Here is a 26,454-nt window from a genome sequence, read left to right as displayed (position 1 = left end):
CGCCCGGACCGCCCCCGCCCGCAAGGCCCCTCGCGGCTATCTGACCGTTGGCAGCGCCGTGGCGATACCCGTGCGCCGGGCCTCCGTCCTCGCGGGCGTCGGGCTCTTCGTCCTGCTCCTCGCGGCCGCCGTCGCGACGCTGGCCTGGGGACGCCTCGGCATCGACCTCGCCGACCTGCCCGCCGCGCTCGTCGGGGACGCCGAGGGCAAGGACCGGTTCGTCTTCAACCGGCTGCGCGGCCCCCGCCTCACCGTCGCCATCGGCGTCGGCGCGGCGCTCGGCCTGTCCGGCGCGCTGTTCCAGTCCGTCACTCGCAACCCGCTGGGCAGCCCGGACGTCATCGGGCTCTCCGCCGGAGCGGGCGCGGGCGCCGCGTTCTGCGCGCTGATGTTCCCCGACACGGTCCCCGTACCCGTCGGCGCGCTCATCGGCGCGATCCTCGCGATGGCCCTCGTGTACGTCTCCACCGGCACCGGCTTCCGCAACCCCGCCCGGCTCGTCATCGCCGGCATCGGGGTCGCCGCGATGGGTGCGGCCGTCACCCAGTACGTCGTCTACGCCCTGGAACGCGACAAGGCCTCCGTTCTCACCGCCTACGTCAACGGCAGCCTGACGGCCCGCTCCTGGACCGACGCCACCACCGTGTGGCTGGTCCTGCTCGCCGCCGCCCCGCTGACCGCGCTGATCTCCCGGCGGCTCGACATCGGCGAGATGGGCGACGACATCGCCGAGGGGCTCGGATCCGAGCCGAAGAAGGCCAAGACGCTGGCCGTGGTCCTGGCCATCGCCCTGTCCGCCGCCGCCGTCAGCGTCTCCGGACCGATCGCCTTCATCGCCCTGACCGCGCCCCAGATCGCCAAGCGCCTCACTCGCGGCTCCGGTCCGCACCTGCTGCTCTCCGGCCTGACCGGCGGCCTGCTGCTGGTGCTCGCGGACCTCTGCTCGCAGCAACTGGCGCTCTTCGACGATCTGCCGGTCGGGATCTACACCATGGCGATCGGCGGCGCGTACCTCGGCTACCTGTTGGTACGGGAGTGGCGCAAGGGCGTGCTCTGAGGGGTGGTCAGGCGGGGCGGCCAGGCGGGGCGCTCCGCGGCCGGCTCGATGCCCGGGGCCGCGCCGGAGCGGTGGCGACTGGTCACGTACAGGTTCGTCGACCATACTGCCCGCCGTGGAGCAGAGCATAGATTCGAACAAGAAGCCCGAGTTCGCCGCAGGCACCGACCCGGCGTTCATCCCCCTGCCCGGACTGGCGGCGCCCGTCGGTACCCGGAAGCCCGAACCGGAAGCGGAGTCGGAGGTCGGTCCGGGGTCGGATGCCGGTCCGGAGGCGGAGGAGATCCGCGACGACGCGCGCGAACCGGCGGCTGAGGAGGGCGACGCCGACCCGGAACCGGAAGCGGTGGACGAGGCCGCGACGGCCGAGGACGGCACCGAGTCGGGTGCCGATGCCGATGCCGAGGCCGGGGAGGGCCCCGTCTTCGAGGTCAGCGACCGGCGCGGTTCGATCCGGGTGGCCCGGGAAGGCGTCCGCTTCCGGCTGGACGACCAGGAGGCCGAGTTCGGCTGGGACGAGATCGGTGCGGTGGAGACCACCCCCGCCCGCTTCGGCCGCAGGTTCACGGTGACCGTCCACCTGTCGACCCGCCGCTGGTTCAACGCCGAGGTCGAGGCGGAGAGCCGCAGCGAGCTCAAGGGGTGGCCGGCCGAGCTGGACAAGGTCCTGGACGCCTACTTCGAGGAGTCCTGAGCAGTCGTGCGCGAGACACCCCCGGGAGGGGTGTCTCGTCCGACCGGTCGGCTCGGGCGGTTCAGGCTGTTCGGGCGGCGCGTCCGGCCGTGCCGTGCCGCGCTGCCCCGCGTCGGCAGGGTTCCCCGGGCTGTCAGGGTTCTTCGCGCCGGCGGGGCTCCTCGCGCCTACGGCCCCGGATGCGCATCGTGACGTAGACGGCCAAGGCGACGACGGCCAGCGCGGCCACGACCTTGGACACGACACCGACGTACGCCCCGACGACGTTCCACTGGTCGCCGAGCCAGTATCCGGCCATCACCAGCACGGTGTTCCACGCCAGGCTGCCCGCCGCCGTCAGCGCCACGAACACCGGCAGCGGCATGCGCTCCACACCCGCGGGCACCGAGATCAGGCTCCGGAACACCGGCACCATCCGGCCCAGCAGAACCGCCTTGGTGCCGTGCCGGGCGAACCACGCCTCCGTCCGCTCCAGGTCGGAGGCCTTGACCAGCGGCAGCTTCGCCCACCACGCGTGCATCCGCTCCCGGCCGAACACGGCCCCGATCCCGTACAGGACCCCCGCCCCCACGACCGAGCCGAGCGTCGTCCAGAACAGTGCCGAGGCGATGCTGAGCACGCCCTGCGAGGCGGCGAACCCGGTCAGCGGCAGGATGACCTCGCTGGGCAGCGGCGGGAACACGTTCTCCAGGGCGATGGCCGCACCCGCGCCCGGCCCGCCGAACGTCTCGACCAGCCCGGCGGCCCAGCCGGCGATGCCCCCCTGCGGCTCGGAGGCGGCCGACAACTGCTGGGCTTCCCGGGCTGCCGACAGGGTCAGGTGCATGCCTCCATGGTCTCTCAGGCCTTGTCCCGGGCCCCGTCGAGAACCACCGAGCGGCTCAGGTGCCGCGGCAGATCCGGGTCGAGCCCCCGCGCGGCCGCACGGGTGAGTGCGAGGCGCTGTACGCGTACGAGATCGGCCAGCGGGTCGAGGGAGCCGTTCACCCACTGGGCGCCCGTCGCGCGCACCTGCTCCGGCAGACCCTCGGGAGCCCCGCCGAACATCCAGGTCGTGGTGCCCGTGGTGGAGATGCTGATGGGCCCGTGGCGGTACTCCATCGCCGGATACGACTCCGTCCAGGACAGCGACGCCTCCTTCATCTTCAGCGCCGCCTCGTGGGCCAAGCCGACCGTCCACCCCCGGCCGAGGAACGAGAACTGGGTGCTGTCCAGCAGCCCGCCGGGCAGCGGCTCGGCGAGAGCGGTCTCCGCGTCCGCGACCACCTGGTCCGTGTGCAGGCCGAGGTGGGCCCGCAGCAGGGTGAGGGCGGTCGTGGCGAAGCGGGTCTGGACGACGGACCGTTCGTCGGCGAAGTCCAGGACGACGAGATCGTCGGCCACCGCCCTGACCGGAGTATCCGGATCCGCCGTGACGGCCACCGTGCGCGTGGTGCCGCGCAGCCGGGTCAGCAGCTCCAGCACCTCGGTCGTGGTGCCCGAGCGGGTCAGCGCGACGACCCGGTCGTAGCCGCGCCCGGAGGGGAACTCCGAGGCGGCGAAGGCGTCAGACTCGCCCTGGCCGGAACCCTCGCGGAGCCCGGCGTAGGCCTGCGCCATGTAGAAGGAGGTGCCGCAGCCGACGACCGCGATCCGCTCGCCCGCGACGGGCAGGACGGCGGCCTCGGGGCCACCGGCCAGGGCGGCGGCGCGCCGCCAGCATGCGGGCTGACTGGCTGTCTCGGTCTCGGCATACGACACGTCTGCACTCCACGGGAACGAGGGGGACCACGGCAACGGGGTGGACCACGGGAACGGGGCCGAGCCGGGCTGATCGAGGCCGCTCCACCCGCATGTAGGATTCTGCACGTTACATGCAGTTATCGAGCAAAAACAAGCAAGGTGCAGGTGGGTGAAGGGCTCCCGGCGGGCCCTGTGCGACGCTTGCGGCGGTCCGGCCACCGGCGACCGCGTTCCCGCGAAACGCGGTGCCCGCGCCTGACGGTGAGGAGACGCTCTTGTCCAGGGACGCCCGGTGGGACGCGCTGCTGGAACTGGTCGGCAAGCACGGCAGGGTGGACGTCGAGGAGGCGGCGACGACGCTCGACGTCTCGGCCGCCACGATCCGCCGCGACCTGGACCAACTGGCCGAACAGCACCTGCTCACCCGCACCAGGGGCGGCGCGGTCGCGCACGGCGTCTCCTACGAACTGGCGCTCCGCTACAAGACGGGCCGGCACGCGCCGGAGAAGCAGGCCATCGGCCGCGCGGTGTCCGGCCTCGTCGCTGTCGGCGAGGTGGTCGGCCTGACCGGCGGGACGACGGTGACCGAAGTGGCCAGGGCGCTCGCGATGCGCCCGGACATCGTCGGCGAGACGGCGGTGGCGGGAGGGCAACCGACGCTGACCGTGGTGACCAACGCCCTCAACATCGCGAGCGAGCTGGCGATCCGGCCGCAGATCAAGATGGTCGTGACGGGCGGGGTCGCGCGGCCCCAGTCGTACGAACTGACGGGTCCGCTCGCCGTGGGCGTGATGAACGAGATCACGCTGGACGTCGCCGTTCTCGGGGTGAACGCCATCGACATCGAACGCGGCGCGTACGTCCACCACGAGGGCGAGGCGAGCGTCAACCGGCTGCTCGCGGAACGGGCCCAGCGGGTGGTGGTGGCGGCCGACTCCTCGAAGATCGGCAAGCGGGCCTTCGCCCGGGTCTGCGACCTGGGCCTCGTCGACGTCCTGGTCACCGACTCCCACATCGGGGCGGAGGCGAGGGACCGGTTCGGCGAGGCGGGGGTCCAGGTCATCACGGTCTGACCGGTCCGGCCGTCATGAACCGGTGCCCGCCGGGTATCGGATGCGACACGGAGGCGGACTTCGCCGTGTCGCTGGTACGCCGAACGGGTGAGGGAGTGGAGGATTGCCCGATGAACAGTGAGTGCAGCCGGTGCCCGTCCGACCGGCTCGACGACGGGGTGAACCGGTGAGCAGGTACGACAGGTATGACAGATACGACGCCACCGACGAACAGTGGGAGGGGCTCGCGCAGGTCGTACCCCTGCGCGGCCGCGACGAGTGGCCGTCCCGGATCGACCACCGCACCGTCCCGGACGAGCGCGCCGCCGAACAGCGCCGCCTCGTCGTGCTGCGGGTGCAGGTCTTCGCGGACGCCCGCGAGGTCGCCGAGTATCTCGTCGCCCAGGTTCCGGTGCTGCTCGACCTGACGGCGGCGGAAACGGACGTGGCGAAGCGGATCCTCGACTTCAGCAGTGGTGTCGTCTTCGGCCTCGGCAGCGGCATGCACCGCGTCGACCGCAATGTCTTCCTGCTCGCGCCGGTCGGCATGGAGGTCGAGGGAGTCACGCCCGCGGGCCTCGCCCAGTCGTAGGAAGCGGCAGACGGGGCGGCGGCAGCCGGTTTCGGACCGCTGCCCCGGCCTCCGCCAGGAGCCCACGGTGTGCGGGAGCCGTGCGGGAGTCCGTGCGGGAAGGCACTGTCGGTGGCCGGTGATAGACCTGGGGCCGTGACAGACATCGATGTGGCAGAACTCCAGCGCCGGCTGGCCGCGTTCGCGGCGGCACGGGACTGGGGGCAGTACCACACCCCGAAGAACCTGGCGGCCGCGCTCAGCGTCGAGGCCTCCGAACTCCTGGAGATCTTCCAGTGGCTGACGCCCGAACAGTCGGCCGGGATCATGGCGAACCCCGAATCCGCCCACCGGGTCGCCGACGAGGTGGCGGACGTGCTCGCCTATCTCCTGCAGTTCTGCGAGGCGTTGGGCATCGACCCGACGGCGGCGCTGGCGGCCAAGTTGGAGCGGAACGAGAAGCGCTTCCCCCTGCCGAGCGCTCCCGAACCCCACGATCGTCACTCTTCGGAGTGATCGAGATATCCACATTCGACTTCCTGTCCACAGATTTCCGATTTCCTCTGGCCTTACGGTGCTGTCTACCTCACTGTGGGTAATGAATGAGGTGAGCGGGTTTTCGTACGGACGGGGGAGATAGATGGAAGCGGAGCGACTCATCGAGGCGGGGCGGCGGGCTCTGGCGGGCAGCCGGGGCGCGCCGGATGTCATGGCAGAGGCCTGGCAGGCGCAGGCGCTCGCCCGGGCGGTCGGCAGTCGGCTGGCGCTGTGCGGGCCGGTGGAATTACGGAGCGAGGCGCGGGCGCTCGGGGAGATCGGCGCCGGATGTGCGGCGCTGGACCACCCGGCAGTGCTCTCCGGCGGGGCCAGGGCGGCCCAGTTGTCCGGGATCGCCGATGTGCGCCCGACCCTGGCCGGGCTCGCGCTGCTGCTGGGCGAGGCCGGGATCGCGCTGGTCGGGGTGGCCTGCGACACGGGGGAGGACGGGATGTACTGGCAGTGCATCGAGGCCATGGACGCGGCGGACGAGTCGCTGGACCGCGTGCACGGGATGCTGAGACGGTTGGCGGAGCGGGAGAGGGAGCGCGACGGCCCGTACGGAGGCATACGCGGCCCCGCACCCTCGGCGGCGGGGCCTTGAGCGGAGACGACAGGTCCGAGGGGGGAGAAGCGGGGGAGACCGGCCGGGATGGTGAGGAGGACCGGGGGCCGGAGGGGCAGGATGGAGGCATGGATCTTCGCATCTTCACCGAGCCCCAGCAGGGGGCCGACTACGACACCTTGCTCACCGTCGCCAAGGCCACCGAGGACCTGGGCTTCGACGCCTTCTACCGCTCCGACCACTATCTCCGCATGGGTTCCGGCGACGGTCTGCCCGGGCCGACGGACGCCTGGATCACCCTGGCCGGACTGGCGCGCGAGACCCGGCGGATCCGGCTCGGCACGCTGATGACCGCCGGCACGTTCCGGCTTCCGGGAGTGCTGGCCATCCAGGTGGCCCAGGTCGACCAGATGTCCGGCGGCCGGGTCGAACTGGGCCTGGGGGCAGGTTGGTTCGAGGAGGAGCACAAGGCCTACGGCATCCCGTTCCCGAAGGAGAAGTTCGGCCGCCTGGAGGAGCAGCTCGCGATCGTCACCGGTCTGTGGGCGACGGAGGTCGGCAAGACCTTCAGCTATGACGGCACCTACTACCAGCTCACCGACTCGCCCGCGCTGCCCAAGCCTGCCCAGGCCAAGGTGCCCGTCCTGATCGGCGGCCACGGGGCGACGCGCACCCCGCGCCTCGCCGCGCAGTACGCGGACGAGTTCAACATCCCGTTCGCCTCGCTGGAGGACAGCGAGAAGCAGTTCGGCCGGGTCCGGGCCGCCGCACAGGCGCACGGGCGCTCGCCGGACGACCTCGTGTACTCCAACGCGCTGATCGTCTGCACGGGCAAGGACGACGCCGAGGTCGCCCGGCGCGCGGCGGCCATTGGCCGGGATGTGGAGGAGCTCAAGGCGAACGGGCTAGCTGGCTCGCCCGCCGAGGTGGTCGACAAGATCGGCCGCTACGGGGCGATCGGCTCGTCGAGGGTCTACCTCCAGATCCTCGACCTGGACGACCTGGACCATCTGGAACTGATCTCCTCGCAGATCCAGTCCCAACTGACCTGACCTGACCTGACCTGACCTGACCTGACCTGTCCGACCTGACCCGAGGAGGCGGAGGTGGCCGTGAGGACCGGAGGCACGCTCGCCGACGCGCTGGACGCCGGGCCCGTCCTGCTGGACGGCGGGCTCTCCAACCAGCTGGAGGCGCAGGGCTGCGACCTGTCCGACGCGTTGTGGTCGGCCCGGCTGCTGGCCGACGCGCCGGAACAGATCGAGGCCGCCCACCTTGCCTACCTCCGGGCCGGGGCGCGGGTGCTCATCACGGCCGGCTATCAGGCGACGTTCGAGGGGTTCGGGCGGTACGGGTTCGACCGGGCCGGGACCGAGACCCTGCTCGCCCGCAGCGTGGAGCTGGCCCGGGGCGCCGCCGATGCGGCGTGCCGGGCCGGCCCCGGGCGGGAGACCTGGGTCGCCGCCTCGGTCGGACCGTACGGGGCGATGCTCGCGGACGGCAGCGAGTACCGGGGACGTTACGGGCTGAGCGTCCGGGTGTTGGAGCGTTTCCACCGCCCCCGGGTGGCGGCACTCGCGGCGGCCGGGCCCGACGCCCTGGCGCTGGAGACCGTGCCGGACCTGGACGAGGCCGAGGCCCTGGTCCGGGTGGCCGAGGAGACCGGACTGCCGTACTGGCTCTCGTACAGCGTGGCCGGTGGCCGGACCCGGGCCGGCCAGCCGTTGGAGGAGGCGTTCGCGGTGGCGGCCGGGCGGGAGTCCGTCGTCGCGGTCGGGGTCAACTGCTGCGATCCGGAGGACGCGCAGGAGGCCGTCGAGCAGGCGGTGGCGGCCACGGGCAGGCCCGCCGTGGTCTATCCGAACAGCGGCGAGGGCTGGGACGCCGGGGCGCGGGGGTGGACCGGGCGCAGCACCTTCGACCCGGGCAGGGTGCGGGCCTGGACGCGGGCCGGGGCCCGGCTCGTCGGTGGCTGCTGCCGGGTGGGACCTGACCTCATAGCCGAGCTGGCCGGTCGACTGGAGGTGTCGGAGGAGCCGGGAGAACAGGAAGAGCCGGGGGAACGGGAAGAGCCGGAGAGGCTGGAGGAGTAGTAGACAGGCGGGGCGAAAATGCCTGGTGGGGGCAGGGGGCGACGACCATACTCGGACAGGTGTTCATGACGATCGGTACGACCGGCACCCAAGAGCGTCCCGCCACTGATCTGGGCTTCCTGCTGCACAAGCACCCCGACAAGGCGCAGGCGTTCTCCACCTCGCACGGCTCCGCGCACGTCTTCTACCCCGAGGCGCCCGCCGAGCGCTGCACGGCCGCACTCCTCCTGGAGGTGGATCCGGTGGCGCTGGTGCGGCGCGGCAAGGGCAAGGGCCGGGGAGGCGCGCCCGACGCGGCGCTCGCGCAGTACGTCAACGACCGCCCCTACGCGGCGTCCTCGCTGTTGTCGGTCGCCCTCGCCGCCGTGTTCAAGTCCGCGCTCGGCGGGGTCTGCCGGGCCATGCCCGAGCGGGCCGAGAGCCCGCTGCCGCTGCGGATCGAGGTGCCCGCCCTGCCCGCCCGGGGCGGTGTCGAGCTGGTGCACAAGCTGTTCGCGCCGCTCGGCTGGGAGCGGGTCGAGGCCACGGCCGTACCGCTGGACGAGCAGTTCCCCGCGTGGGGCGACTCGCGCTACGTACGGCTGGTGCTGGAGGGCGAGTTGCGGCTCGCCGACGCGCTGCGGCAGCTCTACGTCCTGCTGCCGGTGCTCGATGACGCGAAACACTACTGGGTCGCGCCCGACGAGGTGGACAAGCTGCTGCGGGCCGGGGAGGGCTGGCTGGCCGACCACCCCGAGCGGCCGCTGATCACCCGGCGCTATCTGTCCCACCGCTGGGGGCTCACGCGCCAGGCCGACCAGGCCCTGGAGCTGGTCCGGCTCGCCGAGTCGGACGACCTCGACGTGGACAGTGTCGACAACGCGGTGGACGAGAGCACCGACACCGAGGAGAAGCCGGTCCCGCTCGCCGAACACCGGCGCACCGCGATCCTCGACGCGCTGCGCGCCGCCGGGGCGACCCGGGTGCTCGACCTCGGATGCGGGCAGGGCCAGTTGGTGCAGGCGCTCCTCAAGGACGTCCGCTTCACCGAGATCGTGGGCGTCGACGTCTCGATGCGCGCCCTCACCATCGCCTCGCGGCGGCTGAAGCTGGACCGGATGGGGGAGCGCCAGGCCGACCGGGTCACCCTGCGGCAGGGTTCGCTGACCTACACCGACAAGCGGCTGACGGGGTACGACGCAGCCGTGCTCAGCGAGGTCGTCGAGCACCTGGACCTGCCCCGGCTGCCCGCCCTGGAGTACGCGGTGTTCGGCGCCGCACGCCCCGGGACGGTGGTCGTGACCACGCCGAACGTCGAGTACAACGTCCGCTGGGAGACCCTCCCGGCCGGGCACGCCCGGCACGGGGACCACCGCTTCGAGTGGACCCGGGCCGAATTCCGGGAGTGGGCCGGGCAGGTCGCCGAACGGCACGGATACACCGTCCGGTACGTGCCGGTCGGGCCGGACGACCCGGAGGTGGGGCCGCCGACCCAGATGGCCGTGTTCACCCGGGGCACGGAGAACAGCGCGAGCACCGAGAAGACGAAGGAGGCGGAAGCCGCATGAACAGCGACCACAGCTCCACCGGCGCGGAGACCGCTGCCGCCCCGACCCCCGCACGCACCCTGCCGGTGACCGACCTCTCCCTCGTCGTCCTGATCGGCGCCAGCGGATCGGGCAAGTCCACCTTCGCCCGCAAGCACTTCAAGCCGACCGAGATCATCTCCTCGGACGTCTGCCGGGGCCTGGTCGCCGACGACGAGAACGACCAGAGCGCCAGCCGCGACGCCTTCGACGTGCTGCACTACATCGCGGGCAAGCGCCTGGAGGCCGGGCGGCTCACCGTCGTCGACGCCACCAGCGTCCAGCCCGAGAGCCGCAAGCAGCTCGTCCAGTTGGCCAGGAAGCACGATGTCCTGCCCATCGCCATCGTCCTCGACCTCCCCGAGGAGGTCTGCGCCGCCCGCAACGCCGCCCGCCCGGACCGCGCCTCCATGCCCCGCCACGTCATCCAGCGGCACCGCCGCGAGCTGCGGCGCTCGCTGCGCGGCCTGGAGCGCGAGGGCTTCCGCAAGGTGCACGTCCTGCGCACCGAGGAGGAGGCCGAGCGCGCCGAAGTGGTCCTGGAGCGCCGCTACAACGACCTGCGCCACCTCACCGGGCCGTTCGACATCATCGGCGACATCCACGGCTGCAGCTCCGAACTGGAGACCCTGCTCGGCACGCTCGGTTACGTGGACGGCGCCCACCCCGACGGGCGCACCGCCGTGTTCGTCGGCGACCTCGTCGACCGGGGCCCCGACAGCCCCGGTGTGCTCCGCCGCGTGATGTCCATGGTGGCGTCGGGCCACGCCCTGTGCGTCCCCGGCAACCACGAGAACAAGCTCGGCCGCTATCTCGCGGGCCGCAAGGTCCAGCTCACCCACGGGCTCGCCGAGACCGTCGAGCAGCTGGAGCGCGAGGACGCCGAGCACCCCGAGTTCCGGGGCCAGGTGCGGGAGTTCATCGACTCCCTCGTCAGCCACTACGTCCTGGACGAGGGCAAGCTGGTGGTCTGTCACGCGGGGCTGCCCGAGAAGTACCACGGCCGGACCTCCGGCCGGGTCCGCTCGCACGCGCTGTACGGGGACACGACAGGGGAGACCGACGAGTTCGGCCTGCCCGTGCGCTACCCGTGGGCCGAGGAGTACCGGGGCCGCGCCACCGTGGTCTACGGCCACACCCCCGTCCCCACCACCTCCTGGATCAACAACACCATCTGCCTGGACACCGGCGCCGTCTTCGGCGGGAAGATGACCGCGCTGCGCTGGCCGGAGCGCGAACTCGTCGACGTACCCGCCGAGAAGGTCTGGTACGAGCCGGTCAAGCCGCTGGTGACCGAGGCGCCGGGAGGCCGGGAGGGCCGGCCGCTGGACATCGCCGACGTCCAGGGCCGCCGGGTCGTGGAGACCCGGCACACGGGGCGCGTCGCCGTGCGCGAGGAGAACGCCGCCGCCGCGCTCGAAGTCATGAGCCGGTTCGCCGTCGACCCGCAGCTCCTCGCCTACCTGCCGCCCACCATGGCCCCCACCGCCACCTCCCGCGAGGACGGCTTCCTGGAGCACCCGGCCGAGGCGTTCGCGCAGTACGCGGCGGACGGCGTCGAGCGAGTCGTCTGCGAGGAGAAGCACATGGGCTCCCGGGCCGTCGCCCTGGTCTGCAGGGACGCGGACGCGGCGACCGCGCGGTTCGGCACGGCGGGCCCCACCGGCGCGCTGTACACCCGCACCGGCCGCCCCTTCCTGGACGACCCGGCCATGACCGAGGAGATCCTGGCCCGGCTCCGCAGCGCCGTCACCGCCGCCGGGCTCTGGGCGGAGTGGGACACCGACTGGGTGCTCCTGGACGCCGAGCTGATGCCGTGGTCGCTGAAGGCCGGCGGGCTGCTGCGGTCGCAGTACGCCGCCGTCGGCGCCGCGTCCGGCGCGGTCTTCCCGCCGGCCGTCGCCGCCCTGGAGCAGGCGGCCGCCCGGGGGGTCGAGGCGGCGGGCCTCGCCGGGCACCAGCGGGCCCGTGCGCAGGACGCCGCGGCGTTCACCGAGGCGTACCGGCGCTACTGCTGGCCCACCGAGGGCCTGGAAGGGGTGCGGCTCGCCCCGTTCCAGATCCTCGCCGTCCAGGGCCGCTCCCTTGCCGCCGTCCCGCACGACGAGCAGCTCGCCTGGCTCGACCGGCTGGTCGAGCACGACCCGACCGGGCTGCTCCAGGTCACCCGCCGGCTCGTCGTCGACACCGGCGACGAGGCATCGGTCCGCGCGGGCGTCGACTGGTGGCTGGAGATGACCGGGCGCGGCGGCGAGGGCATGGTCGTCAAGCCTCTCGGTGCCCTTGTCCGGGACGCCAAGGGCCGCCTCGTCCAGCCCGGCATCAAGGTGCGCGGCCGGGAGTATCTCCGCATCATCTACGGCCCCGAGTACACCCGCCCGGAGAATCTGGAGCGCCTGCGCTCCCGGTTCCTCGGCCACAAGCGCTCGCTCGCGCTGCGGGAGTACGCACTCGGCCTGGAGGCGCTGGACCGGCTGGCGGAGGGCGAGCCGCTGTGGCGGGTCCACGAGGCGGTGTTCGCCGTCCTGGCCCTGGAGTCGGAGCCGGTGGACCCCCGGCTCTGAGCCAGGGGGCGTCCGGTGGATCCTGGCCGGGTCCAACCGGTAGGCGATTCGCCGGGTGAACGGCGCTCCGCGCGGTGAGGATGGAGACATGGGATTCCATGTCGACTCCGAAGCCGGGCGGCTGCGCCGCGTCATACTCCACCGCCCCGATCTGGAGCTGAAGCGGCTCACCCCCAGGAACAAGGACGCGCTCCTGTTCGACGACGTCCTGTGGGTGCGCCGCGCCCGGGAGGAGCACGACGGATTCGCCGACGTCCTGCGCGACCGGGGGGTCGCCGTCCACCTCTTCGGCGACCTCCTGCGCGAGTCCCTCGACATCCCGGTCGCCCGGCGCCTCGTGCTCGACCGGGTCTTCGACGAGAAGGAGTACGGGCCGCTCGCCACCGAGCATCTGCGGGCCGCCTTCGAGGAGTTGTCCTCCCAGGAGCTCGCGGAAGCACTGGTCGGCGGCATGACCAAGCGGGAGTTCCTGGCGCGGCACAGCGAGCCGACCTCCGTCCGCTTCCACGTGATGGACCTGGACGACTTCGTCCTCGGCCCGCTGCCCAACCACCTCTTCACCCGGGACACCTCGGCCTGGATCTACGACGGGGTCTCCATCAACGCGATGCGCTGGCCCGCCCGGCAGCGCGAGACCGTCCACTTCGAGGCCATCTACCGGCACCATCCGCTCTTCACCGGCCCGGAGGCGGGCGTCTTCCACCACTGGTCGGAGGGGCAGGACGACTACCCCTCCACCATCGAGGGCGGTGACGTCCTGGTCATCGGGCAGGGGGCGGTCCTGATCGGCATGAGCGAGCGCACCACGCCGCAGGCGGTGGAGATGCTGGCCCGGGGCCTCTTCGACGCCGGTTCGGCGCGCACGATCGTTGCGCTCGACATGCCCAAGGCCCGCGCGTTCATGCACCTGGACACGGTGATGACGATGGTCGACGGCGACACCTTCACCCAGTACGCCGGTCTGGGCATGCTCCGCTCGTACACCATCGAGCCCGGCAGCGGCCCCCGCGAACTGAAGGTCACCGACCATCCGCCCGAGCACATGCACCGTGCCATCGCCGCCGCCCTCGGCCTCGACTCCATCCGGGTGCTCACCGCCACCCAGGACGTGCACGCGGCCGAGCGCGAGCAGTGGGACGACGGCTGCAACGTGCTCGCGGTCGAGCCCGGCGTCGTCGTCGCGTACGAGCGGAACGCGACGACCAACACCTATCTGCGCAAGCAGGGCATCGAGGTGATCGAGATCCGGGGCAGCGAGCTGGGCCGGGGGCGGGGCGGGCCGCGCTGTATGAGCTGCCCGGTGGAGCGGGATCCCGTCGCATGACAGGCCGGCTGATCGGGAGCCCCCGGCCCTGTATAGAGATGCGGTCGATCGTATAGACTTCCAGCTCTGCCGCGCGCAGTGCGCCGATCCCCGCCAGACCCAGGAGCAGTCATCATGGCCATAGACCTCACCGGCCGCCACTTCCTCAAGGAGCTGGACTTCACCTCCGAGGAGTTCCTCGGCCTGGTCGCGCTGGCCGCCGAGCTCAAGGCGGCCAAGAAGGCCGGGGCCGAGGTCCAGCGGCTGCGCGGGAAGAACATCGCGCTGATCTTCGAGAAGACCTCGACCCGTACGCGCTGCGCGTTCGAGGTCGCCGCCGCCGACCAGGGCGCCTTCACCACCTACCTCGACCCCGCGGGCTCCCAGATGGGTCACAAGGAGTCGGTGCGGGACACCGCCCGGGTGCTGGGCCGGATGTTCGACGGGATCGAGTACCGGGGCGACAGCCAGCAGGCCGTCGAGGAGCTGGCCGCGTACGGCGGGGTGCCGGTCTTCAACGGGCTCACCGACGACTGGCACCCCACCCAGATGCTGGCCGACGTCCTCACCATGACCGAGTGCCGCGCCGGCGGCCTCGCCGGGGCGGCCTTCGCCTACCTCGGCGACGCCCGCTTCAACATGGGCAACTCCTACCTGATCACCGGCGCCCTGCTCGGTCTGGACGTCAGGATCGTCGCCCCCGAGGCGTACCGGCCGGACGAGGCCGTCGTGGCGCGGGCCCGGAAGCTCGCCGAGGTCAGCGGCGCGACGATCACCCTCACCGGCGACGTGGCCGAGGGCGTGCGGGGCGCCGACTTCGTCGCCACCGACGTCTGGGTCTCCATGGGGGAGCCCAAGGAGGTGTGGGCCGAGCGCATCGCCGCTCTCGGGCCCTACGCCGTGACCATGGACGTCCTGCGGGCCACCGGCAACCCGGACGTGAAGTTCCTGCACTGCCTTCCGGCCTTCCACGACCTCGGCACCCAGGTCGGCCGGGACATCCACGCCCGGTACGGGCTGACCGAGCTGGAGGTCAGCGACGAGGTCTTCGAGTCGCCGCACTCCGTCGTCTTCGACCAGGCGGAGAACCGGATGCACACGATCAAGGCCGTGCTGGTGGCGACGCTGGCCGGGAAGTAGCCCCGGCCCGCACGGACGCCCGCACGCCCACACGGACACCCGGTGAGGATCCGGTACGCATACGGGGCAGGGGTTCGCATGCTCATACACCCGATTGGGTTAACATGCGCGGTCGTGGCTACGATGTCGGCTCTTGGTGGGGTTCGGACCCGGGGAGACCCCCGCAGGGTCGAACCCCATACCTGTGCCGCCGCGCACGGGCCGTCCCCCCACTGCACCACCAGAGATGAGAACGTCCCGCATGAGCACCGGTCTGCCGCGATCCGGCACCCCGAAGCCCCCCGGCCTCCCCCAGCGGGACCTGCGCCGCAAGAGCCCCGACCAGCTCATCGCCGAATCCGGCGGCGACCTGGAGGGCCACGGCCTCAAGCGCACGATGGGCCTCTTCCAGCTCGTCTGCTTCGGGGTCGGCGCGATCGTCGGCACCGGCATCTTCGTCGGGCTCTCCGACAGCGTCGCCGAGGCCGGCCCGGCCGTCGTGATCTCGTTCGTCCTCGCGGCGATCACCTGCATCTTCACCGCCCTGTCCTTCGCGGAGCTGGGCAGCGCCATCCCGGTCTCCGGAAGCTCGTACTCCTTCGCGTACGCGGCGCTCGGCGAGCGCACCGCCTTCCTCGTCGGCTGGTGCCTGCTGCTGGAGTACGGCGTCTCGGTCTCCGCCGTCGCGGTGGGCTGGAGCCAGTACGTCAACGAGCTGCTGAACAGCCTGTTCGGCTGGGAACTGCCCGCCGCCCTGTCCTCCGGGCCCGGTGACGGCGGTGTGGTCAACCTGCCCGCCGTCGTCGTGATCGCCATGGCCGCCACCCTGCTGGTGCGCGGTGTCCGGGAGAGCGCCACCGCCACCGCCGCGATGGCGGTCCTCAAGATCGGCATCCTCGTCGCGTTCTGCGCCGTGGCGTTCAGCGCGTTCCGGGACGACAACCTCATGCCGTTCGCCACCCACGGGCTCGGCGGGATCACGGCGGGCGCGTCGCTCGCGTTCTTCTCCTACATCGGCTTCGACGCCATCACCACCGCCGGCGAAGAGGTCAAGAACCCCCGGCGGAACATCCCGATCGCCATCCTGATCTGCATCGGCGTCGTCACCCTGCTCTACTGCGCGGTGGCGCTCTCGGCCATCGGCGCGATCGGCTCGGACGCCGTCGCGAACAAGAGCGCCGCTCTCTCGATCGCCGTCAACGAGGTCACCGACTCCTCGGTCGGCGGCGGCATCATCGCCTTCGGCGCGGTCGTCGCCATCGCCTCGGTGGTGCTCGCCGTGATGTACGGGCAGACCCGCATCCTGATGTCGATGTCCCGTGACGGACTGATTCCGCGCGTCTTCGAACGGGTCTCGCCCAAGACCCACACCCCGGTCGCCAACACCTGGATCGTCGCCAGCGTCTTCGCGGTCCCGGCCGCTTTCGTCTCGCTCGACGTCGTCGTGAACCTGACGACCATCGGCACGCTCGCCACGATGGTCGCCGTCAATGTCGCGGTGGTGGTGCTCCGACGCCGCAATCCCGAGCTGAAGCGGACCTTCCGGGTGCCGCTCTACCCGGTCAGCCCGCTGCTGGGCGTCGCCTTCTGCCTGTATCTGATGTACGGGACCGGCTGGACGACCTGGGTCCAGTTCGCGGTCTTCCTGGCCGTCGGCTCCCTGCTGTACGCCGGTTACGGGCGCAAGCGCTCCCGGCTGGTCAGCTCCCCGGGGACGGACCCGGCTGGGCCGGTATCGCCGGAAGCGTGAACCAGACGGCCTTGCCGTGCTCCGTGGTGCGGTGACCGCACGCGGAGCTGAGGGTCCGGATGAGCAGCAGGCCGCGGCCGTGCTCCTGCCAGGGATCGACCTCACAGCCCGGCTGCGGCCGGGACAGGTCGCCCGGCGGAGCGGGGTCGCGGTCGTGCACCTCGACCTGGCAGCCGGTCGGCAGCAGCTCCACGACCAGCTCGATGGGCTCACCGCCCAGCGTGTGCTCGACCGCGTTGGCCACCAGTTCGGCGGTCAGCAGTTCGGCGGTGTCGCTGTCGGCCGGGGCGTCGATGTCCGACAGCGCCGTACGGATGAGAGCGCGGGCGATCGGCACGGCCGCGGTGGAGTGCGGCAGGGCGATGCGCCAGGAGGCGGGGACGGGGACATCGGGCGGCACGGCAGGGTTCCGTTCGGGAGCGGTTGTTCCTCGAAGCGGGAGGTCTCGACTTCTCGGGTTCACGTCTTCTCGTGTTCGCGTGTCGGGACTTCCCGGTTTCAACCTTACGAACCGCTCCGGCCCAGCCATAGAGGCGGTCGGCCGGAGCAAAGGGGACTTTCGCCACAACAGTCTCATGGATGCGGTATTGCGACCTCGTGACGGCAGTCACGCAGGAGTGATAACTTCGAGGCGGAACGCGACCCGCGCACGGCCGGCACCAGCCCGATCGCTGAAGGGGATCCCTCCATGAGCCCGTTTCCCAGCTCGGCCCCGAGCACCGAGGAATGGCGTCATCTCCGGCTGACCCGGGACGGCGGTGTGGCAACCGTCACATTCTCCCGCCCCGAGAAACTCAACGCGCTCACCTTCGGCGCCTATGCCGATCTGCGCGACCTCCTCGCCGAGCTCTCCCGCGAACGCTCCGTCCGCGCCCTCGTCCTCGCCGGGGAGGGGCGCGGCTTCTGCTCCGGCGGCGACGTCGACGAGATCATCGGTGCCACCCTGGCCATGGACACCGCGCAGCTCCTCGACTTCAACCGGATGACCGGACAGGTCGTCCGGGCCCTGCGGGAGTGCCCTTTCCCCGTCGTCGCCGCCGTCCACGGCGTCGCGGCGGGCGCCGGAGCCGTGCTGGCCCTCGCAGCCGACTTCCGGATCGCCGACCCCGCGGCCCGCTTCGCCTTCCTCTTCACCCGGGTCGGCCTCTCCGGCGGCGACATGGGCGCGGCCTATCTGCTGCCCCGGGTCGTCGGCCTCGGCCACGCCACCCGGCTCCTGATGCTCGGCGACGCCGTCCGCGCCCCCGAGGCGGAGCGGATCGGCCTGATCAGCGAGCTGACCGAGGAGGGGAAGGCCGACGAGCGCGCCGCCGAGCTGGCCCGCCGCCTCGCCGACGGACCCGCCCTCGCCCTCGCCCAGACCAAGGCCTTGCTCACCGCCGAGCTGGACATGCCGCTGGCCGCCTCCGTCGAGCTCGACGCCAACACCCAGGCCCTCCTGATGCACGGCGAGGACTACGCCGAGTTCCACGCCGCCTTCACCGAGAAGCGGCCCCCGAAGTGGCAGGGGCGGTAGCCATGACCCGCGAGAGCACAGCCGTGCGGCGCATCGCGGTCATCGGCGGCGGCCCCGGCGGGCTCTACGCCGCGGCGCTCCTCAAGCGCCTCGACCCCGACCGCGAGGTCACCGTCTTCGAGCGCAACGCCCCCGACGACACCTTCGGCTTCGGCGTCGTCCTCTCCGACGAGACCCTCGGCGGCATCGAACACGCCGACCCCGAGGTGTACCGCGCCCTCGGCCGCGAATTCGTCCGCTGGGACACCATCGACATCGCCCACCGCGGCCGCACCCACACCTCCGGCGGACACGGCTTCGCCGCCCTCGGCCGCCGCCGACTCCTGGAGATCCTGCACGAGCGCTGCGCCGCCCTCGGCGTCGACCTCCGCTTCCGCACCCCGGCCCCGCCCGCCGCCGAGCTGGCCGCCCACCACGACCTGGTCATCGCCGCCGACGGGGTGCACAGCGCCACCCGCGCCGCGCACGCCGACGCCTTCGGCCCGAGCGTCACCGAACACCGCAACCGCTACATCTGGCTCGCCGCCGACTTCGCGCTCGACGCCTTCCGCTTCGAGGTCGCCGAAACGCCCTACGGCGTCATGCAGTTGCACGGCTACCCGTACGCCGCCGACGCCTCCACCGTCATCGTCGAGATGCGCGAGGAGGTGTGGCGCGCCGCGGGGCTCGACACCTGTGACCCGGCCGAATCCACCGCCCGTTGCGCCAAGTTCTTCACCGAGGCCCTGGACGGCCGCCCCCTGCGCGGCAACCGGTCCTCCTGGCTCGCCTTCCGTACGGTCACCAACTCCCGCTGGTCCCACGGCAACACCGTGCTCATCGGTGACGCGGCCCACACCGCCCACTTCTCCATCGGCTCCGGCACCAAGCTCGCCGTCGAGGACGCCCTCGCGCTCGCCGCCTGTGTCGAGGAACAGCCCGACCTGCCGTCCGCGTTGACGGCGTACGAGGCCGAGCGCCGCCCGGTCGTCGCCTCGACCCAGCGGGCGGCCGCGGCCAGTCTGCGCTGGTTCGAGGAGCTGGCCCACTACGTCGACCAGCCGCCCCGGCGCTTCGCGTTCAACCTGCTCACCCGCAGCCGCCGGGTCACCCACGACAACCTCCGGCTGCGCGACGCCTCGTTCACCGCCGCCGTCGAGGAGGAGTTCGGCTGCCCGCCCGGCACCCCGCCGATGTTCACCCCGTTCCGGCTGCGCGGCCTGGAGCTGCGCAACCGCGTCGTCGTCTCCCCGATGGACATGTACTCCGCCACCGACGGGCTCCCCGGCGACTTCCACCTCGTCCACCTCGGGGCCCGCGCGCTCGGCGGCGCCGGACTCACCATGACCGAGATGGTCTGCGTCAGCCCCGAGGGCCGCATCACCCCCGGCTGCACGGGCCTGTGGAACGACGAACAGGCGGCGGCCTGGCGGCGGATCACCGACTTCGTCCACACCTCCGCCCCCGGCGCTGCCATCGGCGTCCAGCTCGGCCACTCCGGCCGCAAGGGCTCCACCAAGCTCATGTGGGAGGGCATCGACCAGCCCCTGGACAGCGGCAACTGGCCCCTGGCAGCTGCCTCCCCGCTCCCGTACGCCCCCGGCGTCAGTCAGGTCCCCGCCGAGCTGGACCGGGCCGGACTCGACGCCGTGCGCGAGCAGTTCGTGGCGGCCGCCCGGCGCGCCGCGAGCAGCGGCTTCGACCTCCTCGAACTGCACTGTGCCCACGGCTACTTGCTCTCCGGCTTCCTCTCCCCGCTCACCAACCGTCGCACCGACGCCTACGGCGGAACCCTGCAGGGCCGCCTCCGCTTCCCCCTCGAAGTCTTCGACGCCGTGCGCGAAGTATGGCCGGAGGAACGGCCGATGACCGTGCGGATCTCCGCAACCGACTGGGCCGATGGCGGCACCGACGCCGAGGACGCCGTCACGATCGCCCGCGCCTTCGCCGAGCACGGGGCCGACGCCGTCGACGTCTCGACCGGCCAGGTCGTGCCCGAGGAGCGCCCCGAATACGGCCGCTCGTACCAGACCCCGTACGCCGACCGGATCCGCAACTCCGTGGACGTCCCCGTCATCGCGGTCGGCGCGATCTCCTCCTGGGACGACGTCAACTCCCTTCTCCTCGCGGGCCGCGCCGACCTCTGCGCCCTGGCCCGCCCCCACCTGTACGACCCGCACTGGACCCTCCACGCGGCGGCCGAACAGGGCTACACCGGACCGGGCGCGCCCTGGCCCCTCCCGTACGACGCGGGCAGCCGCACCCCGCCCACCGGCCGTACGGACGCCCCGAAACCCCGGCTCACCCTGGGGTGACCAGACACGTGTGGCAGAGGCACGGCGTGGGGTGGGGTGCGCCGTGGTGGGTCTCGCGGTACGTGGCGGCGAGCCGCTCCAGCAGCGCGGCCAGCTCCTGGGCCTCCTCCCGGGTCTGCGGGCGCACCGCGATCGAGTCGGCCCGCCGCAGCACGGCCGGCGCGAACACCTGCTTGGCCCGGAAGGTGTGCAGATGGCGCGAGCCCGTGTCGACGGTGATCCAACGGCCGGTGCGGGCCCGCCCGATGGTGGTCACCTGCTCATGCCCCATGCCCGGGTAGGTGTCGACGACGTACACCTTCGCCCCGCCCCGGTACGACTTCGTCCCCGGCCGCAACTTCTGCCCGCCGTCCCCGTACCGCCGCCACCGCACCACGTTGGCGGCGACGAGCCACAGCAGCTCGGGCGTCACGGGCTGCGGCGTCACGGACTCCGCAGTCATGTGTCCCTCCGTATCCCCCGCGCCCAGAGCGCTGTCCCGCGCACGAAGAACCCGCTCCCCGGCGTCCGGCGGCGGTGATGCCGTAAGACTCTCGTCATCCGGGAGCGGTCGCCGCGGGTGGGGTCGGTCGGATTGGATGGTGCTCCGGACCGGAGGGAGTGTATCCGGCGAGCCGATGTAGTGGAGGAACCGGAATGGGACGGGTGCGCGGAACTCTGACGCGGCCGATGGTGGCGGGGGCCCTGGCAGTGGCCGTGGTGCTGGTGGGCGTGGGGCTCTGCTGGTTCCAGCCCTGGAAGCTGTGGCAGGACGAGACCGTGCGGGAGGCCCTGCCCGAGGCGACGGCCGCGGAGTCCGCCGACACCTCCGCGAGCCGGGCGGCGACGCCGCAACAGGCTCCCGGCCCCGACCGGGCGGCGCCGGTGACGGTGGCCTCCGGCAACCTCATCAGTCACGAGCACGCCACGTCCGGCACCGTGAAGCTGCTGCGGCTCGCCGACGGCTCGCACATCGTGCGGCTGGAGGACCTCGACACCAGCAACGGCCCGGATCTCAGGGTCTGGCTGACCGACGCACCGGTGAAGGAGGGGCGGGCGGGCTGGTTCGTCTTCGACGACGGTCGCCACGAGAGCCTCGGCAGGCTGAAGGGCAACAAGGGATCCCACAACTACCGGCTGCCCGCGGGCCTCGACCCGGCGGCCTTCACGAGCATCAGCATCTGGTGCGACCGGTTCGACGTCTCCTTCGGCGCTGCCGAGCTGGGCCGCGTCTGACAACCCGACGTGTCCGTCCCTTCTGCGTGCCGGGCTGCCTCACTCCCGTACGAAGAGCTCCCCGGAGTCCCGCAGCCGCTCGTGCAGCCGACCGAACACCTCCGCCGACCGGCCGCCCGGCCAGTCCGCGGGCAGCAGCTCCGCGGGAAGTCCCGGGTCCGCGTAGGGGAGTTGCCGCCACGAGTCCAGCGCCAGCAGATAGTCCCGGTAGGCGGTCTGCGGGCGGGGCGGGCCGTCGGCTCCGGACGCCTCCCAGTCCCGCAGCACCGGCTCGTGCAGCTCCAGGAAGTCGTGGTGCAGCCGCGCCACCGTGTCCAGGTCCCACCAGCGGGCCACCGCCTCGCGGGTGGCGGCGAAGCCGAGGTGCTCGCCGCGGAACAGGTCGACGTACGGGGCGAGTTCGAGCCGCTGAAGGGTGTGCCGGGTCTCCTCGTACAGCCCGGCCGGCGCGATCCACACCCCGGGGGCCGCCGTGCCGAAGCCGAGGCGGGCCAGCCGGGAGCGCAGCACATGACGCTTGCTGCGCTCCGCCTCGGGTACCGAGAACACCGCGAGCACCCAGCCGTCGGCGAGGCTCGGCGCGGGGTGCCGGTAGATCCGCCGGTCCCCGTCGTCCAGCAGCTGCCGGGCGTCGGGCGACAGTGCGTACCCCGCCGAGCCGTCCCCGGCCCGGGCGGCCACCAGCAGCCCGCGCCGCTTCAGCCGCGAGACGCAGGAGCGTACGGACGGGGCGTCGACGCCCACGGCGTGCAGCAGGCGGATCAGCTCCGACACCGCGAACGGCGAGCCGTCCGCCGGACGGCCGTACGCGCCGTAGAGCGTGATGATCAGGGAACGGGGGGTGCGCAACTCGGCCACGTGATCACTCTAGGCTCTGTCTTTCCGGAGGTCCTCCCGGAGGTCATTTCGGACGTCTTCCCGGAGCAGGAACCGCTGGAGCTTGCCGGTCGCCGTACGCGGCAGGGACTCCTCGAAGACGAAGAGGCGCGGGCACTTGTGCGGGGCCAGGTTGGCCTTCATATGGGCGCGCAGCGAGTCGGGCGTCTGCTCCGACCCCTCGGTCAGCACCACGTGCGCCACCACGATCTCGCCGCGCAGCTCGTCCGCCCGGCCCACCACGGCCGCCTCCGCGACCTCCGGATGGCGCAGCAGGGCGTCCTCCACCTCGGGGCCCGCGATGTTGTACCCGGAGGAGATGATCATGTCGTCGGCGCGGGCCACGTAACGGAAGTAGCCGTCCGGTTCGCGGACGAAGGCGTCGCCGGTCATGTTCCAGCCGTGCCTGACGTACTCCGTCTGCCGGGGGTCGGCGAGGTAGCGGCAGCCGACCGGGCCGCGCACGGCGAGCAGGCCCGGCTCGCCGTCCGGCAGCTCGTCGCCGTGCTCGTCCACCACCCGGGCCTGCCAGCCCGGCACCGGCAGCCCCGTCATGCCCGGCCGGATCGCGTCGTCCGCGGCCGAGATGAAGATGTGCAGCAGTTCGGTGGCCCCGATGCCGTTGATGATGCGCAGCCCCGTCGCCTCGCGCCAGGCCCGCCAGGTCGCCTCGGGGAGGTTCTCCCCGGCCGACACGCAGCGCCGCAGCGCCGACAGGTCGTGGCCGTCCAACTGCCCGAGCATCGTGCGGTAGGCCGTGGGCGCGGTGAACAGCACCGACACCCGGTGCTTCACCAGTGCGGGCAGCAGGTGCTGCGGACCCGCCTGCTCCAGCAGCAGCGTCGAGGCCCCGGCCCGCAGCGGGAAGACCAGCAGCCCGCCCAGGCCGAACGTGAAGCCCAGCGGCGGGCTGCCCGCGAACACGTCGTCGGCCGAGGGGCGCAGCACATGGCGGGAGAAGGTGTCGGCTATGGCCAGGAGGTCCCGGTGCAGGTGCATACAGCCCTTGGGGCGCCCGGTGGTTCCCGAGGTGAACGCGATGAGCGCGACCTCGTCGGCGGCCGTGTCCACCGTCCGGAACGGACCGGACCTGCGCTCCGCCAGCCGGGTGAGGTCCTCGGGCCCGTCCCCGCCGAACAGGGTGATCCGCAGCCCGTCCACGTCCGCTTCCGCCAGATCCGTCATGGACCGGGCGTCGCACAGGGCGTGGCTGATCCGCGCAAGCGAGCAGATGGTGGCCAGTTCCGTGGCGCGCGCCTGCGCCAGTACGGTGACGGCGACCGCGCCCGCCTTCATGACGGCGAGCCAGCAGGCGGCCAGCCAGGGCGTGGTCGGACCGCGCAGCAGCACCCGGTTGCCCGGCACCACGCCCAAGTCGTCCGTCAGCACATGGGCGATGCGGTCCACGGTCTCCCGCAGCTCGCCGTAGCTCCAGACGCTCCCGTCGCCGGAGCGCAGCGCGGGACGGTCGGCGCCGTACTCCTCGACCGTGCGGTCCAGCAGCTCGTGTCCGCAGTTCAGCCGGTCGGGGTAACGCGGCGCCGGATCGTCCAAGAGGAGTTCCGGCCACTGTTCCGGCGGCGGGAGATGGTCGCGCGCGAAGGTGTCGGTGTGGGCGCCGGTGGCGTGCCTGGTCGGCTCGTGAGGCGCGCCGGGGACGCGTACGGACGCGTCGGCGGCGGCTGTGGGCGTGTTCGGCGAGGAATTCGGCTCCATGAAGGATCGCCCCCTTGTCGCCTCTGGAGCGTATCGTTTGGGTGACGGTAGTCAACGGTCCGCGATAAGCCATGGCGTGCGAAGCGATGCGACGAGATGCCACCCGACGCGACGGGGCACGCGACACGACGCGACAAGAGAGGCGCCGCCATGACGGCATTCTCCCTCGAACCGGAACAGACCGCCTGGTGCGAGGAGCTGCGCACCCTCGCCGAACGGGAGCTGCGCCCGCTCGCGGCGAAGGGGGAGCCCGGGCGGGTCAACCGTCCGCTGCTGGCCGCCCTCGGCGAGCTGGGCCTCCTCGGCCGGATGCTGGGCTCCGGCGCGCTGGACCTGTGCCTGCTGCGGGAGTCGCTGGCCCGGGGCTGCACGGAGGCCGAGACGGCGCTCGCCCTCCAGGGCCTCGGCACCACCCCGATCGTCCAGGCGGGCACCCCCGCCCACCGTGATCGCTGGCTCCCCGAGGTCCGGGCCGGGCGGGCCGTCGCCGCGTTCGCGCTGAGCGAGCCGGGGGCGGGCTCCTACGCGGCGGCCCTGAGCCTGGCCGCCGAGCACACCCGGGACGGCTGGGCGCTCACCGGCGAGAAGTGCTGGATCTCCAACGCCCCCGAGGCCGACTTCGCCGTGGTCTTCGCCCGGACGACCCCCGGTGCGGGCTCCCGGGGCATCACCGCGTTCCTGGTCCCGTCCGACCGCCCCGGACTCACCGGCTCCGCCCTCGACATGCTCTCCCCGCACCCCATCGGCACCCTGGAGTTCGACGGCGTACCGGTCACCGTCGACGACGTACTCGGCGAACCCGACCGGGGCTTCCGGGTCGCGATGAACACCCTCAACCTCTTCCGGCCCAGCGTCGGCGCCTTCGCCGTGGGCATGGCCCGCGCCGCCCTCGACGCGACCCTGGACCACACCGCCCAGCGCACCGCGTTCGGCGGCCCGCTGAGCGACCTCCAGGCCGTCTCGCACCAGGTCGCGGAGATGGCCACCCGCACCGAGGCCGCCCGCCTGCTGGTGTACGCGGCGGCAGCGGCGTACGACGCGGGGGAGAGCGGGGTGCCGCGCCGCGCGGCGATGGCCAAGCTGTACGCCACCGAGACCGCGCAGTACGTCGTCGACGCCGCCGTCCAGCTGCACGGCGCCCGCGCCCTGCGCCGGGGCCATCTGCTCGAACACCTCTACCGCGAGGTCCGCGCGCCGCGCATCTACGAGGGCGCGAGCGAGGTGCAGCGCACGATCATCGCCAAGGAGCTGTACGCGAACGCCGCCGCCCACGAGCACGTGGATCCCGTGGGCCTCACCCAGGAGCCGCCCGCATGAGCCCGTCCCACCGGATCAACCCGTCCGAACTCTCCCCGCCCACCGGCTTCAGCCACGCGGTCGTCGCCACCGGCGGGCACCTGGTCTTCCTCGCCGGGCAGACCGCGCTCGACCCGGACGGCAAGGTCGTCGGGGCCACCCTGCCCGAGCAGTTCGCCCTGGCGCTGGGCAATCTGCTCACCGCTCTCCACGCGGCCGGCGGCGCCCCCGCCGACCTCGCCCGGGTCACCGTCTACGCCACCGACGTCGCCGACTACCGCTCCCACGCCCCCGAGCTGGGGCGGATCTGGCGCACGCTCGCGGGGCGCGACTACCCGGCGATGGCCGTCATCGGGGTCGCCCGGCTCTGGGACGAGCAGGCGATGGTCGAGATCGACGGGGTCGCGGTCCTCCCGTGAGACCCCGGCTCCCGAGTAGCGGCTGCGGGGCGCCGGGGCGAGGCTGAAAGGGTCCGGATGCCGAGCCGACCCGGGAGAGCCAGCGGTGACCAGCCAGCCGCCCCCGCGCCCCGCCGCCAAGTCCTACGACGGCGAGGGCATCGTCGTCGGCTTCGACGCGGGCCGCTGCCTGCACGCCGCCGAATGCGTGCGGGGCCTTCCCACCGTCTTCGACGTCGGCCGCCGTCCCTGGGTCCAGCCCGACAACGCCCCCGCCGAGGAGGTCGCCGCCGAGATCCACCGCTGCCCGAGCGGCGCCCTCCAGTACCACCGCACCGACGGCATGCCCGACGAGGTCCCCGACGTCCCCACCCATGTGTCGCTCCACGCCGACGGCGTACTGCACGTGCGCGGGGACCTGGAGGTCGCCACCCCGTACGGGCCCCGCCACGAGACCCGGGTGATGCTCTGCGGCTGCGGCGCCACCGGCAACACTCCGTACTGCGACCACAGCGGGCCCTGCGCCGGACACGGCTGAGACGGCCGGACCC

General features: G+C 72.5%; 25 protein-coding genes. 19 read left to right on the top strand and 6 right to left on the bottom strand.

The features are described 5' to 3' along the window. Both JS521_RS07880 and JS521_RS07875 read left to right on the top strand, forming a co-directional pair. Nucleotides 1–1,057 (top strand): FecCD family ABC transporter permease (locus tag JS521_RS07880; protein WP_372448565.1); only part of this gene is annotated, 1,057 nt, incomplete at its 5' end. A 115-nt stretch (nucleotides 1,058–1,172) separates the two neighbouring features. Continuing rightward, nucleotides 1,173–1,751 carry a hypothetical protein gene (locus JS521_RS07875; RefSeq protein ID WP_205082008.1) on the top strand — a complete coding sequence of 193 codons (579 nt, stop codon included), beginning with the start codon at nucleotides 1,173–1,175 and terminating at the stop codon, nucleotides 1,749–1,751. A 133-nt stretch (nucleotides 1,752–1,884) separates the two neighbouring features. On the opposite strand, the gene JS521_RS07870 is transcribed toward JS521_RS07875, so the two are convergent. Beyond that, the gene (locus JS521_RS07870; RefSeq protein WP_205082007.1) at nucleotides 1,885–2,577 is read right to left on the bottom strand and encodes a DedA family protein; all 693 of its coding nucleotides are present in this window, start codon (nucleotides 2,575–2,577) and stop codon (nucleotides 1,885–1,887) included. A gap of 14 nt (nucleotides 2,578–2,591) precedes the next feature. Continuing rightward, on the bottom strand, nucleotides 2,592–3,491 hold the full coding sequence (locus JS521_RS07865) for an SIS domain-containing protein (protein ID WP_205082006.1): 900 nt from the start codon (nucleotides 3,489–3,491) through the stop codon (nucleotides 2,592–2,594). A gap of 257 nt (nucleotides 3,492–3,748) precedes the next feature. Here JS521_RS07865 and JS521_RS07860 point away from each other — a divergent pair, with 257 nt between their 5' ends. The 11 genes from JS521_RS07860 (at nucleotide 3,749) to JS521_RS07810 (ending at nucleotide 16,592) form a co-directional block, all read left to right on the top strand. After that, nucleotides 3,749–4,546: a DeoR/GlpR family DNA-binding transcription regulator gene (locus JS521_RS07860; RefSeq protein WP_205082005.1), complete on the top strand. Its 798-nt coding sequence runs from the start codon at nucleotides 3,749–3,751 to the stop codon at nucleotides 4,544–4,546. Between the two features lie 166 nt (nucleotides 4,547–4,712). After that, a complete protein-coding gene (locus JS521_RS07855) occupies nucleotides 4,713–5,117 on the top strand; it encodes a cell division protein SepF (RefSeq protein WP_006128240.1) in 405 nt (134 codons plus the stop codon). Between the two features lie 135 nt (nucleotides 5,118–5,252). Beyond that, nucleotides 5,253–5,612, top strand: coding sequence for a nucleotide pyrophosphohydrolase (locus tag JS521_RS07850; RefSeq protein WP_205082004.1), 360 nt, complete (start codon nucleotides 5,253–5,255; stop codon nucleotides 5,610–5,612). 124 nt (nucleotides 5,613–5,736) lie between these two features. After that, nucleotides 5,737–6,237, top strand: a complete 501-nt coding sequence (locus tag JS521_RS07845; RefSeq protein WP_205082003.1) for a DUF6099 family protein — start codon at nucleotides 5,737–5,739, stop codon at nucleotides 6,235–6,237. An 89-nt stretch (nucleotides 6,238–6,326) separates the two neighbouring features. Then, the gene (locus tag JS521_RS07840) at nucleotides 6,327–7,250 is read left to right on the top strand and encodes an LLM class F420-dependent oxidoreductase (RefSeq protein ID WP_205082002.1); all 924 of its coding nucleotides are present in this window, start codon (nucleotides 6,327–6,329) and stop codon (nucleotides 7,248–7,250) included. A 60-nt stretch (nucleotides 7,251–7,310) separates the two neighbouring features. Then, nucleotides 7,311–8,291 carry a homocysteine S-methyltransferase gene (gene mmuM, locus JS521_RS07835; RefSeq protein ID WP_205082010.1) on the top strand — a complete coding sequence of 327 codons (981 nt, stop codon included), beginning with the start codon at nucleotides 7,311–7,313 and terminating at the stop codon, nucleotides 8,289–8,291. Between the two features lie 59 nt (nucleotides 8,292–8,350). Next, nucleotides 8,351–9,838 carry a 3' terminal RNA ribose 2'-O-methyltransferase Hen1 gene (locus JS521_RS07830; RefSeq protein WP_205082001.1) on the top strand — a complete coding sequence of 496 codons (1,488 nt, stop codon included), beginning with the start codon at nucleotides 8,351–8,353 and terminating at the stop codon, nucleotides 9,836–9,838. Then, nucleotides 9,835–12,420, top strand: coding sequence for a polynucleotide kinase-phosphatase (locus JS521_RS07825; RefSeq protein ID WP_205082000.1), 2,586 nt, complete (start codon nucleotides 9,835–9,837; stop codon nucleotides 12,418–12,420). Before JS521_RS07830 ends, JS521_RS07825 begins: the two co-directional genes overlap by 4 nt. 88 nt (nucleotides 12,421–12,508) lie before the next feature. Next, nucleotides 12,509–13,744 carry an arginine deiminase gene (locus tag JS521_RS07820; RefSeq protein ID WP_205081999.1) on the top strand — a complete coding sequence of 412 codons (1,236 nt, stop codon included), beginning with the start codon at nucleotides 12,509–12,511 and terminating at the stop codon, nucleotides 13,742–13,744. A gap of 114 nt (nucleotides 13,745–13,858) precedes the next feature. Then, nucleotides 13,859–14,863 carry an ornithine carbamoyltransferase gene (argF, locus tag JS521_RS07815; RefSeq protein ID WP_205081998.1) on the top strand — a complete coding sequence of 335 codons (1,005 nt, stop codon included), beginning with the start codon at nucleotides 13,859–13,861 and terminating at the stop codon, nucleotides 14,861–14,863. Between the two features lie 241 nt (nucleotides 14,864–15,104). Then, nucleotides 15,105–16,592, top strand: coding sequence for an amino acid permease (locus JS521_RS07810; RefSeq protein ID WP_205081997.1), 1,488 nt, complete (start codon nucleotides 15,105–15,107; stop codon nucleotides 16,590–16,592). Here the strand turns inward: JS521_RS07810 and JS521_RS07805 are convergent. Further along, nucleotides 16,543–16,992, bottom strand: coding sequence for an ATP-binding protein (locus JS521_RS07805; protein ID WP_097867015.1), 450 nt, complete (start codon nucleotides 16,990–16,992; stop codon nucleotides 16,543–16,545). The genes JS521_RS07810 and JS521_RS07805 overlap by 50 nt on opposite strands. 288 nt (nucleotides 16,993–17,280) lie before the next feature. On the opposite strand from JS521_RS07805, the gene JS521_RS07800 reads away from it, so the two are divergent. After that, a complete protein-coding gene (locus JS521_RS07800) occupies nucleotides 17,281–18,108 on the top strand; it encodes an enoyl-CoA hydratase family protein (protein ID WP_205081996.1) in 828 nt (275 codons plus the stop codon). Nucleotides 18,109–18,110: 2 nt separating this feature from the next. Continuing rightward, on the top strand, nucleotides 18,111–20,402 hold the full coding sequence (locus JS521_RS07795) for a bifunctional salicylyl-CoA 5-hydroxylase/oxidoreductase (protein WP_205081995.1): 2,292 nt from the start codon (nucleotides 18,111–18,113) through the stop codon (nucleotides 20,400–20,402). Here JS521_RS07795 and JS521_RS07790 read toward each other — a convergent pair. Continuing rightward, nucleotides 20,389–20,844: a hypothetical protein gene (locus JS521_RS07790; protein WP_205081994.1), complete on the bottom strand. Its 456-nt coding sequence runs from the start codon at nucleotides 20,842–20,844 to the stop codon at nucleotides 20,389–20,391. The two genes, JS521_RS07795 and JS521_RS07790, sit on opposite strands and share 14 nt — an antisense overlap. Before the next feature lie 194 nt (nucleotides 20,845–21,038). Between JS521_RS07790 and JS521_RS07785 the strand changes: the two genes are divergently transcribed. Beyond that, nucleotides 21,039–21,617 carry a DM13 domain-containing protein gene (locus tag JS521_RS07785; RefSeq protein WP_205081993.1) on the top strand — a complete coding sequence of 193 codons (579 nt, stop codon included), beginning with the start codon at nucleotides 21,039–21,041 and terminating at the stop codon, nucleotides 21,615–21,617. Nucleotides 21,618–21,656: 39 nt separating this feature from the next. On the opposite strand, the gene JS521_RS07780 is transcribed toward JS521_RS07785, so the two are convergent. Next, the gene (locus tag JS521_RS07780) at nucleotides 21,657–22,475 is read right to left on the bottom strand and encodes a PaaX family transcriptional regulator (RefSeq protein ID WP_205081992.1); all 819 of its coding nucleotides are present in this window, start codon (nucleotides 22,473–22,475) and stop codon (nucleotides 21,657–21,659) included. Nucleotides 22,476–22,484: 9 nt separating this feature from the next. Beyond that, a complete protein-coding gene (locus tag JS521_RS07775; RefSeq protein WP_205081991.1) occupies nucleotides 22,485–24,209 on the bottom strand; it encodes an AMP-binding protein in 1,725 nt (574 codons plus the stop codon). Nucleotides 24,210–24,359: 150 nt separating this feature from the next. Here JS521_RS07775 and JS521_RS07770 point away from each other — a divergent pair, with 150 nt between their 5' ends. The 3 genes from JS521_RS07770 to JS521_RS07760 all read left to right on the top strand — a co-directional run bounded on the left by JS521_RS07770 (nucleotide 24,360) and on the right by JS521_RS07760 (nucleotide 26,441). Then, complete coding sequence (locus tag JS521_RS07770) at nucleotides 24,360–25,526, top strand: acyl-CoA dehydrogenase family protein (protein WP_205081990.1); 1,167 nt, start codon at nucleotides 24,360–24,362, stop codon at nucleotides 25,524–25,526. Then, a complete protein-coding gene (locus JS521_RS07765; protein ID WP_205081989.1) occupies nucleotides 25,523–25,924 on the top strand; it encodes a RidA family protein in 402 nt (133 codons plus the stop codon). Before JS521_RS07770 ends, JS521_RS07765 begins: the two co-directional genes overlap by 4 nt. An 85-nt stretch (nucleotides 25,925–26,009) precedes the next feature. Further along, nucleotides 26,010–26,441, top strand: a complete 432-nt coding sequence (locus JS521_RS07760; protein ID WP_205081988.1) for a (4Fe-4S)-binding protein — start codon at nucleotides 26,010–26,012, stop codon at nucleotides 26,439–26,441. Nucleotides 26,442–26,454 lie beyond the last annotated feature (13 nt).

The organism is Streptomyces durocortorensis, assembly GCF_016901035.1.
Lineage (GTDB): Bacteria > Actinomycetota > Actinomycetes > Streptomycetales > Streptomycetaceae > Streptomyces > Streptomyces durocortorensis.
Note: the sequence above shows the minus strand (reverse complement) of the source record. Positions and strands in the feature narration are given on the sequence as shown.

Bases quoted from the DNA above. Each gene is read 5' to 3' on its own strand.
- JS521_RS07825 (WP_205082000.1), top strand. From the start codon at position 9,835: ATGAACAGCGACCACAGCTCCACCGGCGCGGAGACCGCTGCCGCCCCG.
- JS521_RS07870 (WP_205082007.1), bottom strand. From the start codon at position 2,577: ATGCACCTGACCCTGTCGGCAGCCCGGGAAGCCCAGCAGTTGTCGGCC.
- JS521_RS07845 (WP_205082003.1), top strand. From the start codon at position 5,737: ATGGAAGCGGAGCGACTCATCGAGGCGGGGCGGCGGGCTCTGGCGGGC.
- JS521_RS07795 (WP_205081995.1), top strand. From the start codon at position 18,111: ATGACCCGCGAGAGCACAGCCGTGCGGCGCATCGCGGTCATCGGCGGC.
- JS521_RS07770 (WP_205081990.1), top strand. From the start codon at position 24,360: ATGACGGCATTCTCCCTCGAACCGGAACAGACCGCCTGGTGCGAGGAG.
- JS521_RS07775 (WP_205081991.1), bottom strand. From the start codon at position 24,209: ATGGAGCCGAATTCCTCGCCGAACACGCCCACAGCCGCCGCCGACGCG.
- JS521_RS07765 (WP_205081989.1), top strand. From the start codon at position 25,523: ATGAGCCCGTCCCACCGGATCAACCCGTCCGAACTCTCCCCGCCCACC.
- JS521_RS07790 (WP_205081994.1), bottom strand. From the start codon at position 20,844: ATGACTGCGGAGTCCGTGACGCCGCAGCCCGTGACGCCCGAGCTGCTG.
- JS521_RS07785 (WP_205081993.1), top strand. From the start codon at position 21,039: ATGGGACGGGTGCGCGGAACTCTGACGCGGCCGATGGTGGCGGGGGCC.
- JS521_RS07810 (WP_205081997.1), top strand. From the start codon at position 15,105: ATGAGCACCGGTCTGCCGCGATCCGGCACCCCGAAGCCCCCCGGCCTC.
- JS521_RS07800 (WP_205081996.1), top strand. From the start codon at position 17,281: ATGAGCCCGTTTCCCAGCTCGGCCCCGAGCACCGAGGAATGGCGTCAT.
- JS521_RS07820 (WP_205081999.1), top strand. From the start codon at position 12,509: ATGGGATTCCATGTCGACTCCGAAGCCGGGCGGCTGCGCCGCGTCATA.
- argF (WP_205081998.1), top strand. From the start codon at position 13,859: ATGGCCATAGACCTCACCGGCCGCCACTTCCTCAAGGAGCTGGACTTC.
- JS521_RS07840 (WP_205082002.1), top strand. From the start codon at position 6,327: ATGGATCTTCGCATCTTCACCGAGCCCCAGCAGGGGGCCGACTACGAC.